General features: G+C 61.5%; 10 protein-coding genes and 1 pseudogene. 4 read left to right on the top strand and 7 right to left on the bottom strand.

Annotated elements, in window-relative coordinates; genetic code table 11:
* Positions 1-7 precede the first annotated feature (7 nt).
* Positions 8-655 (bottom strand): TetR/AcrR family transcriptional regulator, encoded by a 648-nt coding sequence (locus FHT82_RS02135; RefSeq protein WP_183725880.1) that lies wholly within the window; start codon positions 653-655, stop codon positions 8-10.
* 136 nt (positions 656-791) lie between these two features.
* Between FHT82_RS02135 and FHT82_RS02130 the strand changes: the two genes are divergently transcribed.
* Both FHT82_RS02130 and FHT82_RS02125 read left to right on the top strand, forming a co-directional pair.
* Positions 792-2,003, top strand: a complete 1,212-nt coding sequence (locus FHT82_RS02130) for an HlyD family secretion protein (RefSeq protein WP_183725878.1) — start codon at positions 792-794, stop codon at positions 2,001-2,003.
* A 23-nt stretch (positions 2,004-2,026) separates the two neighbouring features.
* On the top strand, positions 2,027-3,622 hold the full coding sequence (locus tag FHT82_RS02125; protein ID WP_183725876.1) for a DHA2 family efflux MFS transporter permease subunit: 1,596 nt from the start codon (positions 2,027-2,029) through the stop codon (positions 3,620-3,622).
* 129 nt (positions 3,623-3,751) lie between these two features.
* Here the strand turns inward: FHT82_RS02125 and FHT82_RS02120 are convergent.
* The 5 genes and pseudogenes from FHT82_RS02120 to FHT82_RS02100 all read right to left on the bottom strand — a co-directional run.
* A pseudogene (locus tag FHT82_RS02120) lies at positions 3,752-4,816 on the bottom strand (LLM class flavin-dependent oxidoreductase); the annotation flags it as partial.
* Positions 4,817-4,907: 91 nt separating this feature from the next.
* On the bottom strand, positions 4,908-6,284 hold the full coding sequence (locus FHT82_RS02115; protein ID WP_183725874.1) for an LLM class flavin-dependent oxidoreductase: 1,377 nt from the start codon (positions 6,282-6,284) through the stop codon (positions 4,908-4,910).
* Positions 6,285-6,304: 20 nt separating this feature from the next.
* Complete coding sequence (locus FHT82_RS02110; RefSeq protein WP_183725873.1) at positions 6,305-7,045, bottom strand: ABC transporter ATP-binding protein; 741 nt, start codon at positions 7,043-7,045, stop codon at positions 6,305-6,307.
* The gene (locus tag FHT82_RS02105; protein ID WP_183725871.1) at positions 7,021-7,899 is read right to left on the bottom strand and encodes an ABC transporter permease; all 879 of its coding nucleotides are present in this window, start codon (positions 7,897-7,899) and stop codon (positions 7,021-7,023) included. Before FHT82_RS02105 ends, FHT82_RS02110 begins: the two co-directional genes overlap by 25 nt.
* A gap of 40 nt (positions 7,900-7,939) precedes the next feature.
* The gene (locus FHT82_RS02100) at positions 7,940-8,965 is read right to left on the bottom strand and encodes an ABC transporter substrate-binding protein (RefSeq protein ID WP_183725869.1); all 1,026 of its coding nucleotides are present in this window, start codon (positions 8,963-8,965) and stop codon (positions 7,940-7,942) included.
* A 401-nt stretch (positions 8,966-9,366) separates the two neighbouring features.
* Here FHT82_RS02100 and FHT82_RS02095 point away from each other — a divergent pair, with 401 nt between their 5' ends.
* A complete protein-coding gene (locus FHT82_RS02095; protein ID WP_183725867.1) occupies positions 9,367-10,941 on the top strand; it encodes a diguanylate cyclase in 1,575 nt (524 codons plus the stop codon).
* An 8-nt stretch (positions 10,942-10,949) separates the two neighbouring features.
* Here the strand turns inward: FHT82_RS02095 and FHT82_RS02090 are convergent, their stop codons facing one another.
* Complete coding sequence (locus FHT82_RS02090; RefSeq protein WP_183725859.1) at positions 10,950-11,819, bottom strand: LysR substrate-binding domain-containing protein; 870 nt, start codon at positions 11,817-11,819, stop codon at positions 10,950-10,952.
* A 145-nt stretch (positions 11,820-11,964) separates the two neighbouring features.
* Between FHT82_RS02090 and FHT82_RS02085 the strand changes: the two genes are divergently transcribed.
* The gene (locus FHT82_RS02085) at positions 11,965-12,822 is read left to right on the top strand and encodes a DUF1989 domain-containing protein (protein WP_183725857.1); all 858 of its coding nucleotides are present in this window, start codon (positions 11,965-11,967) and stop codon (positions 12,820-12,822) included.
* The last annotated feature ends 3 nt before the right edge of the window (positions 12,823-12,825 follow it).

The following is a 12,825-nucleotide window of genomic DNA, read 5'->3' as shown; positions in this document are numbered from 1 at the left end:
CCATGCCCTAGACAGCACATCCCTTCAGAAAAATATCCGCGCACATTCTCGCCCTTGCCGCGATCTCTTCGATGTTGGGCGCCGGCAGCTGGCGCAGCATGGCGGCGCGTTGGGGTTCCATGATCATCATGCCGCGCAGCATGCCGCAAGCGGCGTGCGGATCCTCGAGCTTGATCAACCCGTGCTCCACCTGCCGGCGCAGCCAGCTTTCCATCGATGTATTGGTTCGGACGATCGCCTTCTCATAAAAGGAGGTTGCGAGTTCAGGAAAGCGGTCGGATTCACCGATGACGAGGCGGGTAATCGTGATCGTGTCCTGCGAGAGCGTCAGCATGCCATAGGCCATCAGCATGCGCTCCAGTCCCTGGTGGAGTTCGGTCGTTGCCAAGGTGCCGGGATCGAGCGCCAAGAGGAAGCGTCCGGTGCGATCCGAGACCATTTCGGAAAACAGATCTGCCTTTGTCGGAAACAGGCGATAGAGCGTCTTGGTCGAAACGCCGGCTTCCTGTGCAATCGCCGCGATGCTGACCGCGGCATAACCATTCTCGTGAAACTGCTTGTTGGCAGCCTCGATAAGCACGCTGCGCGTATCCTCGTCACAACGTACCTGCGGCCTGCCGCGCGGCTTCTTCTCGATTTTGTGATTTTGGACCATTGTGATTTTCCAAATTCTCGTTGACATCTCATTTTTAGTGCATATTTTGGAAAACATCAAGTTTCCTAAATTGGACTTGAGCCGGATTTCAGGGCCGCGGCCAAGACGACAGCGACCTTCACCTTGGAGAGAGACAATGTCCGTCAAGACACTGCATGCACTGAATAACAACGCTGCCCCGGCAGACACATCTGTCGTTGAGACTGCCCCGGAAGCCGCCCCTGCAACGCTCGATGCAGGCAAGACGCCGCGTGTTGTCGAGCCCGCAGCAACGGCGCCAACCGCTGATGCGCCGGCTCGTAGGCGCGGCGGCCGATCGCTGATGATGGGCGTGGCGGCTATCGCCATCATCGCCGCTGCTGCCTATTATGGCCATAATTATTGGACGGTCGGCCGCTTCGAGGTCTCGACCGACGACGCCTACGTCGAGGCCGACAGCACCACCGTTGCGCCTAAGGTTTCGGGCTATCTTGCCGAAGTCCTCGTCGGCGACAATGAAACGGTGAAGGCAGGCCAGCCGCTCGCCCGCATCGATGACCGCGATTTCCGCACCGCGCTTGACCAGGCCCGCGCCGATGTCGCTGCGGCCGAAGCGACCGTCAATGCCAAGCAGGCCTCGCTCGACATCCAGCAATCGACCATCGCCGCCGCCCGCGCCACGCTCGATGTCGACAAGGCCAACGAGATCTTCGCCGAGCAGAACAACAAGCGTTATACGAACTTGGCCACCAACGGTTATGCCCCGGTCCAGACGGCCCAGCAGGCGGCCTCCGCAATTGCCGCTGCCCAGGCAACGATCGTACGGGACACGGCGGCTCTCGATGCCGCAACCAAGCAGGTCGACCTTCTGAATGCCGAACTTGCCCAGGCCAAGGCGACACTTGCCCACGACCAGGCCGTCGCCCATCAGGCCGAGCTCAATCTCTCCTATGCGACGATCGTCGCGCCCGTTGACGGCACCATCGGCAACCGGACGCTGCGAGTCGGCCAATATGTTCAGGCCGGCACGCAACTGATGGCGGTGGTGCCGACGACGGCAGCCTACATCGTTGCCAACTACAAGGAAACGCAGCTGACGGACGTTCATGCCGGCCAGCCGGTCGATATCGAGGTCGACATGTTCCCGGGCCGCACCTATCACGGCCATGTCGACAGCCTGGCTCCGGCAAGCGGTCAGGAATTCGCCCTGCTGCCGCCCGACAACGCCACCGGGAACTTCACCAAGGTCGTTCAGCGCATTCCGGTGAAGATCGTGCTTGATGGCGATGCCGCCGAAAAGGGCGATCTGCGCCCGGGCATGTCGGTCCAGCCGAGCATCGATACCAAGGTCGATGCTGCCAGGAACTAAGCGAAGGGGCAGGAGATCGTGTCATGTCCAGTATCGCAGCAACGTCAGGTGCCATCCCGCAGCCGCGCGCCAGCACCAAGGCCAGCACAAGGGATTGGATCGCCGTTCTCGCCGGCATGATTGGTGCCTTCATGGCGATCCTCAATATCCAGATCACCAATGCCTCCCTCCTCGATATCGAGGGCGGCATCGGCACGGGCGTCGATAACGGCGCCTGGATCTCGACCTCCTACCTCATCGGCGAGATCGTCGTCATTCCGCTGACGGCCTATTTCAGCAATGTCTTCTCGTTCCGCCGTTATATCCTGGTCAATTCCATCCTCTTCCCGCTCTTCTCGATGGCCTGTGCCTTCGCACATGATCTCGGCACGATGATCCTGCTGCGCGGCCTGCAGGGCTTTGCGGGTGGCGTGCTGATCCCCATGGCCTTCACCATGGTGCTGACCAAGCTGCCGAAGAGCCAGCAGCCGCTTGGTCTTGCCGTCTTCGCCTTGTCGGTCACCTTCGCTCCGGCCATCGGCCCGACGATCGGCGGTTACCTGACGGAAAATTACGGCTGGCAGACGATTTTCTTCATCAACACCATCCCGAGCCTCATCATGGCGGCGGCTCTCGCAGCGACGCTGGACAAGCAGCCGATGCAGCTTCACCTCCTGAAGGAAGGGGACTGGGCCGGCATCATAACCATGGCGATCGGCCTGTCCGCTCTGCAGACCGTGCTGGAAGAAGGCAACAAGGACGACTGGTTCTCCTCGCCCTTCATCGTCAAGCTCGGCATCGTCGCCTTTGTCTTCCTGGCGGCCTTCATCTGGATTGAGCTGACCGTCAAGAAGCCGCTGGTAAAGCTGCGGCTGCTCACCCAGCGCAATTTCGGCATCGGCGTGCTGGTCAATGTGCTGGTCGGCGTCGCACTCTTCGGCACGGTCTATATCCTGCCGCAATATCTCGGTCAGGTGCAGCGCTACAATGCCGAGCAGATCGGCAACGTGCTTGCCTGGACCGGCCTGCCGCAGTTGCTGCTCATCCCGCTTGTTCCGGTTCTGATGAAGCGCTTCGACGCCCGTTATATCGGCTTCCTCGGTATCTCGATCTTCGCGATCAGCTGCTTCATGAACATTACGCTCTCAGCCAACAATGCCGGCGATCAGTTCTGGATCCCGAATATCGTGCGTGCTATCGGCCAGGCCCTGGTGCTAACGCCGATCACTGCAATCACCACCGCCGGCATTGCACCCGCCGATGCAGCCGCTGCTTCGGGGCTGACCAATATGCTGCGCAACCTCGGCGGCGCCGTCGGCACGGCTTCGCTCGGCACGATCCTGACGAAGCGCGAGCAGTTCCACTCGAACATTATCGGCCAGTCGATTACGCTGACCCGTGATGAGGTCCGTGATCGCCTGACCCAGCTGTCAGGCTACTTTACCCAGCATGGGGTCACCGATCCGGCCGTCGCATCCCAGAAGGCGATCGTCGCGCTCGGCCAGATCGTCAAGCGCCAGGCGCTGATTATGGGCTTCAGCGACACGTTTGCTGTCATCGGCGTCGTGCTGGCGCTGGCGGCACTCGCCCTGCTTTTCACCAAAAAGCCGCAGACCGGTGGAGGCACGGGCGCCCATTGAGCCGCCCGTCTGAAACTCGCCTAAAGCAGCGCGCACCCGGTCAGGGATGACCGGGTGCGCTTATGTGTGCTCTTGGGCAACGCCGGTTTTATGCGTTTCCTGCAGATCAGCATCGAACCGCGCGGGATCTCTCAGCAAAGGCAGTAGCTGGCTACCCTGCCGCTTGATCTCGGAGAGATAGGGCGTGTCGGAGAGCACGAAATGGCTGATGCCGAGCGCCTCATATTGGCGCAGCGAGCGAGCGACATCTGCTGCGGAGCCCACCAGCCAGGTCGTGCCCGCACCGCCGCCGCCGAACTTGCCGGGCGTGGTGTAGAGATTGTCGTCAAGCACTTCGCCGCGCTGGTGCAGATCGAGCAGACGCTGCTGGCCGACGGCGACGGCGCGCTGGTGGTCGTGCCAGCCGGCACCGCTATTGTTGGCCATCTCGGCGACCTTCGCCTCGGCGTCGGCCCAGGCCTCTTCGGTGGTGTCGCGCACCAGGGTCGTGATCCTAAGCCCGAATTGAAGTGGCGGCAGGTCGCGGTCGAGGTCACGGCTCAGCCTCTTCAAGCGTTCGATCCGTTCCCTCACGCCATCGAGCGGTTCGCCCCAGAAGAGCTGAACATCGGCTTCAGTAGCGGAGACACGCTCGGCCGCTTCCGAGGCGCCGCCGAAATAGAGTTTCGGATGACGCCGCTCGCCGCGGGCTTCGATGCGGGGAACGACGGTGGATTCGCTGACCCCGAAATGTTCACCGGCAAAGGTGACGTTTTCCTCGGTCCATAGTTTTCGCACCAGCCGCATGAATTCCTTGGTGCGGCCGTAGCGATGCGCCTGATCGCCTTCACTGTCGCCATAGGCGGCAAGATTGTCCTTGCCAGAGACGATATTGACCCGCACCCGCCCAGCGGTGAGATGGTCAAGCGAGGCTGCCGCCGAGGCGAAATTCGCCGGCCGCCAGTAGCCGGGGCGGATTGCGATCAGCGGCTCGAAGGTGGTGGTGCGTGCCGCAAGCGCGGTGGCCAGCGTGAAGGTGTCGGGGCGGCCCCAGCCGGTGCCGATGAGCGCGCCCTTCCAGCCGTGCTCTTCCAGCGCTCTGGCGTGGCTGGTCAGCGTTTCCAAGCTGTTATGGTCTGCGACTGCGGAATCGCCGCGATGGCCGGCTTTGACGGCATTGGGGATATACCAAAGGAATTCCGGATTGCTGCTCATGTGATGCGCCTGCGGTTCTTTGTGATTGAATGAGAAGGAATAGTGCGGCCGGCTGCGTTGCGATCGCCCGCGTGTTTCCGCGAAGGGGGGGTTATCCGGCCGCCCGGGCCGATGTGCCCTGCCGGGCTCTCAGCGCCAGCCCATTCGGTGGACGCCGCAGGCCGAGGTTCTCGCGCAGCGTCGTGCCTTCGTACTCCTCGCGGAAAAGACCGCGCTTGCGCAGGATCGGCACGACCTGATCGACGAAATCGGTCAGCCCATTCGGCAGGATCGGCGGCATGATGTTGAAGGCGTCGGCGGCACCATTGTCGAACCATTCCTGCATCGCGTCCGCCACCTGTTCCGGCGTGCCGACCACGGTGCGGTGGCCGCGGGCGGTCGCGACGGCCAGATAGAATTCGCGCAGCGTCATATTGTTGCGCGAGACCAGATCGGTGACCAGCTTCAGGCGGCTCTTGTTGAGCTCGGTGTTGTCAGGAAGCGGCGGGGCCGGATCGTCGAGCGAATAACCGGAGAGATCGACGCCCTTGTAGTGGCGTGACAGGATGTTCCAGGCGACCGAGGGGTGAACGAGCGACTGGATATAGTCGTAATTTGCCTTGGCCTCAGCCTCCGTGCTGCCGAGCACCGGGAAGATGCCGGGGCTGATCAGCAGCTCGTCCGGGCCGCGCCCGTAGCGGGAAAGACGTCCTTTGACGTCGGAGTAGAATTCCTGAGCGTCTTCCAGCGTCTGGTTCGCGGTGAAGATCATCTCGGCCGTGCGCGCCGCGAGCTCGCGTCCCGGCTCGGATGCGCCCGCCTGGACGATGACGGGATAACCCTGCACCGGGCGGCCGACATTCAAGGGGCCACTGACGGAGAAGAACTGGCCTTTGTGGTCGAGCTGATGCACCTTGTCCGGATCGAGATAGACGCCGCTTTCCTTGTCGCGGATGAAGGCATCGTCCTCATAGGAATCCCACAAGCCCTTCACCAAATCGACGAATTCCTCAGCCCGCGCGTAACGGTCGGCATGAGCCGGGTGGCCGGGGATCGAGAAATTTTTGGAGACATCGGCCCCCGTGGTGACGACGTTCCAGGCCGCGCGCCCCTTGGAGATATAGTCGAGCGAAGCGAATTTGCGGGCAAGCAGATAGGGGTCTTCATAGGTGGTGGAGGCGGTTGCGACAAAGCCGATATGGCTTGTGACCTGCGAAAGCGCCGCCCATAGGGTCACCGGCTCGAAGTGGGCGCCCTGCGCGGTGCGGCGCAGCGCTTCGGGGTCTTTGGCCCGCTCCCAGCCTGCCGGGCTGTCGGCAACGAAAACCAGGTCGAACTTGCCGCGCTCGGCGGTCTGGGCGAGCTCGCGATAGTGATCGATATTCAGGCCGGCGTCGGCTTGTGCGTCCGGGTGGCGCCAGGCGGCAACATGATGGCCCGTTGCCATGATGAACGCGCCAAGCCGTATCTGTCTTTTCTGACTAGCCATGATGACGATCTCCTTTGGTTTCAGGCAGCGTGACGGCCGGTGGCATCAACCCCGAGCCGGCTTAGAAGACGGGTTCGGATCTGTGCGAAGCGCGGATCGCCGTGATCGCGCGGCATGGCCAAGTCGACGTGCAGATCCTCCACGAAACGACCCTCGTCGAGCACGAGGATCCGGTCGGCGAGCGAGATCGCCTCATCGACATCATGGGTGACGAGGAGAACGGCGGGGCGGTGTCTGGCGCAAAGCTCCCGCAAGAGGTCATGCATCTTCAGCCGGGTCAGCGCATCGAGCGCGCCGAAGGGTTCGTCGGCCAGCAGCAGCGCCGGCTCCCGCACCAGCGAACGGGCGAGCGCCACCCTCTGCTGTTCCCCGCCCGAAAGTTGGTTCGGCCAGGCAGTTTCCCGTCCTTCGAGACCGACTTCGGCGAGCGCCTTGCGTCCGGCTTCCTGTCCGGTTTCACCCGGCAACCCGAGCGTGACGTTCTGAATGACCGTGCGCCAGGGCAGCAGACGGGCATCCTGAAAGACGACCGAAAGTTTTTCGGGTGTCTCGAGCGTCCCCGTTCCCTCGACTTCGTGGTCGAGACCGGCAAGGGCTCTGAGGACCGTGCTCTTGCCCGAGCCGCTTTTGCCGAGCAGGGCGACGAACTCGCCCTCACCGATATCGAGATCGACGCCGTCGAGGATCGTCTTCGCCGCAAAACGTCGCACGAGCTTTTCCACATGCACGGCGGGTTTCAGTTGGCCAGAGTGCGGCGCCATGACAGGACCCTCCGTTCGAGCAGGCGGACGAGACCGTCCGAGACGAGGCCGAGCAGCACATAGACCACGAGGCCGACGAGAATGACATCCGTCTGGCCATAGGTGCGGGCAAGATCGATCATGTAGCCGAGGCCGCTGGTGGAGTTGATCTGTTCGACCACCACGAGCGACACCCAGCAGAGGGTCACGGCAAAGCGCAGACCGAGAAGGAAGCCGGGCAGGGCGCCGGGCAGCACGACCTGAAAGATGAAGTCCTTGTGGCTCATGCGGAGCGTCTCGGCGAGCTCGACATAGCGGCTGTCGATACTGCGCAGTGCGTTGTGGGTGTGGATGTAGATCGGGATGATGACGGCAAGCACGATGGTCGTGACCTTCATGCCTTCGCCGATGCCGAACCACAGGATGAAAAGCGGGATCAGCGCCAGCGTCGGGATGGCGCGCTTGATCTGGATCGGCCCATCGATCAGCGCTTCGCCGACACGGGACAGGCCGGCGATGACTGCGAGAGCCGTGCCGATGACGAGGCCGATGCTAAGGCCCAGCAGTGCGCGGGTCGCAGACGTCACGAAGTTGTCCTGCAGGCGGCCCTCGGCGATCAGCCGTCCGAAGGCCTCGACGACCGTCCAGGGTGCCGAGAGAATGCGCGGATCGATCCAGCCGAGTGCCGATCCGGCAATCCAGGCCAGCACCAGCAGTGCCGGGCCGATCTGCAGTCCGAAGGGTATCTCGCGTCCTGGGCCGAGCCTACGGCGGGCGCGGGAGGCTCCGTGTTTTGCTGTGGCTGTTACGCCAGCGCTTTCGCGCGGCGATATCCGTGATGTCTTGACACTATCTGCATCCCAGGTGGTTGCCATGCTTGCGATCTCCTCTCTTTACTGTGGACGGCATGTGCGATCACTGGCTTCTTGTCAGAGTGCCTGCAGCGATTTTTTCGAAGCGGTTGTCGAAGATCTGTTCGACGTCGAAGGGCTTGTAGCCAAGTTCGTCGGCCAACAGGTTGATGGTTTCCTGATGGCGCTTCTTCACGTCCGCCCAGCTATCGGGGATCACCTGGGTGCCTGCGAGCTTGACGAGAAATTCGGCGTCCTCGCGGCTGAGGCCCTGCTGGCCGATGTAATATTCCTTGATCCAGATTTCCGGATTCTGATCGATCCATTCGGTTGCGCGCGCCCAGAGGCGGACATATTCGGCAAGGGCGGCTGCCTTTGCCGGATCGTCCAGCACCCATTGCGGTGCATAGAGGTGGGTGGGGTCATCACGAAGTCCGTGCTCGATCAGGCTTGCGCCATCGGAGCCGTACTGGCTGATGTAGCGTCGGATATTGACGCCGCCGAGCGGCGCGATATCGACCTGCTTGCTGGCAAGCGCCTTCGGATAGACATCGGCGGTGCTCGGCAGCTCGACCAGCGTGGCGTCTTTCTTCGTCAGGCCTGCTGCATGGAGCGCGCGAAGCACGAGCGTGCCCTGGGCCTGGCCGGGGCTGAAGGCGATGCGCTTGCCGCGGAAATCCGCGAGCGACTTGACGTCGACGCCAGGCGCGATACCAAAACGGTAGATTGGATTGGCAATCGGGTCCTTGCGTTCGCGATAGGCGATGTTGCGGACGGGCAGGTTGTTCCAGGTCGCGAAGATCGACGGGATTTCGGCCACGGAGCCGACATCGAGAGCGTGCGCGCGGAAGGCTTCGGAGGTCTGAGGGCCGCCGCTGAGATTGGCCCATTTGACCTCGAAGGTGAATTCCTTGATGAGGCCGGAAACCTCCAGAGCCTTCTGCGTGACCGGATCGCCGATCGTCAGAACCGTTCCCGGCGGCACCTTGTCGAGCAGCGGTGGGCTCGTCTCGGCCATTGCCACGTTGTTGAACATGCCGAGGGAGATGAGGCCGAGCGCAGCCATTCCCAATGTCTTTGCCAATGTCATCGTGATATTCCCGTTTGAGGTTGCAATCTCAGGAAGCGATGATGGGAGGGTGTCTAATTATCTATAAAATCTATAGACTATTTATTTCTTTCGTTTGCCGGTTCATGGAAAATCCTACTAATTGTGCAGGCGTGGCGGACTCGCGTGTTGCCTACTGAGGCGAGAAGACGCGGCCCGACGTTGTGATGAAATCGAAGTCGAAGTGGTGAAAGCAATGCGCTACCGAAGCCATCTCGTCCTGGAACATTCCATCCGGGTCTTATTTTAACTTTCGAGAAACCTTGTCTTGCTTCGAAGTGAGTATGAAATTCTCGCACTGTGAGACTTGATTACATTCCTTTACGTTCCGCTGTTAAAGTCACATCCGAAAGATCTGCTGAAGCGACTTTACGGTTGGACTAATGACGCTTGGTGCTGAGATCCTTGCATTCCTGGAGGCATGTCCGATGGCGGTGATCGTGCTCGACACCACCGGTCATGTCATCTTTGCCAATGCCGAAGCCAGGCATCTCCTCCATCTCGAAGACCGGCTTTCCGGCATGGGTATTGCCGAACTCATGCCCGAATGGCCGTTGTTATCCGGCGTCTGCACGGTGCTTGCCGGAGATCGTCCCGGTTGTCGTCGGCTATGCCGCGTGCAGGTCATAAGCTGGCCCACAGGCGCGGAAACAGTCACGGCGGCGTTCCTCGAACCTGTCGATGACGAGCGTCCGGCAGGTCATGCGGCGCGTGAGGCCAATCTGCGGCTGCGCTATGTCATCGAGATGTTGCCGGAGGCGGTCTGCGTGTTCGACGCCAACGACCGCTATGTGCTCTGGAACCAGAAATATGCCGAACTCTATGCTGACATAGCCGAGCACCTCAGGCCCGGTGTCGCCTTTGAGGATATTTTGAGGACCAGCCTCGCCGGCGACGGGATGTGCGAACTTGTCGAAGACAAGGAGGTCTGGCTCAGCGAACGCATGAAGAAGTTCCATCAGCCGGTTTCGCAGGAGGAGCAGCAGTTGCGGGACGGCAGGTGGCTGCGCCACGACGACCGGCGCACGCCCGACGGCGGCGCGATCGGCATGCGCATCGATATCACCGGCCTCAAGCAGCGGGAGGACTGGCTTCGCCAATTGTTTGACGCCAATCCCATGCCGATGCTTCTATGCGATGGCGATAGCCTCGCCATTCTTCAGGCCAACAGGGCAGCTGTTGATTTCTATGGTATCCAACCTGCGGTACTACTGTCGAAGCGAGCCTGCGACATGCATGTAGACAGCGAACTCCAGGCATTCGAGAAAGTCCTCCTCCATCTCGACAGTGACTGTGATGCGCGCACGATCTGGCGACAGACGACGCAGGACGGATCGGAGCGCCACGTGCTGATCTATGTCCGCCAACTCCACGAGGGAGCCGAGCATCGGCTGCTGCTTACCGTGGCCGACGTTAGCGACAGAATTCTTGCCGAGACTGAAGCCAATCGTTTGGCGCATCACGACATTCTCACAGGCCTGCCGAACAGGATGCAATTCTACAAGGCGCTCGAAAAAGCCCTTGCATCGGAGGAACGAGGAAAGGTCATCATCTGCTGCCTGGATCTGGACGGGTTCAAGCCCGTCAATGACACGTTTGGCCATGCTGCCGGGGATGAGGTGCTGAGAAATGTCGCCAATCGGCTTCAGATGCATGCGCGAGGTCATCTGGTCGCCCGGCTCGGGGGCGATGAATTCGCAATCCTGATGACGGGAGAAAGAGCCGAAGCGATTGATCTCGCCGAGCGCTGCATCGGCGCCTTCGAGCAGCCTTTTACCATCAACGGTCTTGCCATCCGCCTCGGCATCAGCATCGGCATTGCTGCGGCTGACGGAGTGGACCGCGAAGCGCTCATGCAGGAGGCGGATCGGGCGCTCTATCGCGCCAAGGCCGATGGTCGCAACATCTGGCGCATGACACATCAGGATTTACCTGTTCTGAAGCGCGCCAAGGCCTGATCGGCCCGTCAGGTCTCGTCCCGCCTTGCTGCCAGCAGCCAATCGCGAAGCGTTCTCGCCTCGCGCGAGAGCCCCTTCGCCTCGATGAGCCAGTAGGCCTTATCCATATCGGAAGCTCTCTCGAAGAGGGAAACGAGCAAACCCGCCGCGATCCCGTCTGCGATCAGCGCGGTCGGGCAAAGGCCGACACCCTGGCCGCTGATCAACGAGCCGATCATGAGATTGAAGTCGGCAAAAATAGGTCCAGCCTTCGGCGCGGAATGGATGCCGGCACCTGACAACCAGCGTGCCCAGGCATCGGTTGTCTCATCGTGCAGAATTTCGCAGGCAAGCAGGTCGGCCGGCACATGAAAGGGACCATGCCGAGCGAGGAATTCCGCTGAGCAGGTTGGTCTGGTCTCGGCATCCAGGAGCTTGATGGCGCCGGTGCTCGGTCGGACGCCATGGCAGATCAGCAGGTCGGCACCGGCAGCTTCCGGCGTCCTGGCGTCGAGCGCATAGACAATGTTGATCCTGATATCAGGATAAGCAGTTCTCAGTCTCGGCAGCTGCGGAATAAGCCATCGCACCGCCATGGAAGGAATGCACGCGACGCTGACCGGCCGGCTGTTCGCCTCCGGGCGCAACTGCCCGGCGGCGACGTCGATATGGACCAACGCATGCGTGACGGCTGCGCCGAACTCCCTGCCGGCGGCCGTCAGCGTCACGCCGCGGCTATGACGCCGAAACAAGGGGATGCAGAGCCAATTCTCCATTGCCCTCACATGCTGGCTGATGCCGGCCGGTTTCAGGTTCAGTTCGGCAGCCGCCCTGACGAAGCTTTCGTGGCGTGCGGCGGCTTCGAATGCCCGCAGTGATGCGAGGGGAAGGTTTCTCATGTCAGGATGACTAAGCAAAACTTGCCCATAGGGCAAGGATCATCTCGGTTGCCCAGTGACGCAGCCTCGCTAAGAGTGCTCGGCGACTTATCGCGTGTCACCGGGCGCAGCACCCGGGGGCCGCCGGCGGAGCGGAAATATCAGGATGTCGAAGCAGTCGATAGTGCCAATTCCATCTGACGCAGCCGAGCGGCGGTCAGCACCGCCCGTGGTTGTCTATCCCGTCGAAACGCTGCCGGCTGCCGATCTCGGTCTGCTCGAGGCCGCCCGCCAAACGCTGACGAAGGTCAACGAACTGATCGTGCCGCCGCGCGAGGCGGGCAGCTTCCATGTTCCGCAGGGGCATTTCTTCCGCATCGTCAGCGTCGACGGCCCACAGGTCGGTGACCTCAATCTGTGGAACGCTGCCGATCTCACCGAACGGTTTTTCAGCGGCAAGACGCGGGCATTGCATGCCACCCATGTCGGTGTCGGTGATCGTCTCTGGAGCACGCTGCCCTACCTGCGCCCCATGGCGACCATCACCTATGACAGTCTCGGCTGGTACGGTTGGGACGATGACGGCGCCGGCATTCATGATGTCATCGGCACCCGCTGCGATCCCTATACCAACCGGTTGCTGAAGGGCGGTGATTATCATCACTGCTGCCATTCGAACCTGACGCGGGCGCTTGCCGCCGACACGGGCATGCCGCTCGAACAGGCCGAAATGCATGTGCATGATGTGTTGAATGTTTTCATGTGCACCGGCTTCACCAGGGATACACACCAATATTTCATGAAGGCCAGTCCCGTGCGGCCGGGAGATTTCATCGAATTCTTTGCAGAGATCGATCTTCTCGGCGCCTTGTCGGCCTGCCCAGGTGGCGATTGCGGCGCAAGCCATTCCAGCGATGCGGCCGCCTGCTATCCTTTGAAAGTCGAGATATGGAAACCCGATCCCGCGACGCTCGCCAATTGGACGCCGCCGGAGCCAAATCCCTATCCGAGAACGCATCGGTAGAGC

Origin of the sequence: Rhizobium sp. BK275 (assembly GCF_014193555.1) — a bacterium.
Taxonomy (GTDB): Bacteria; Pseudomonadota; Alphaproteobacteria; order Rhizobiales; family Rhizobiaceae; genus Rhizobium.
This window is presented reverse-complemented; position numbering and strand designations above follow the sequence as displayed.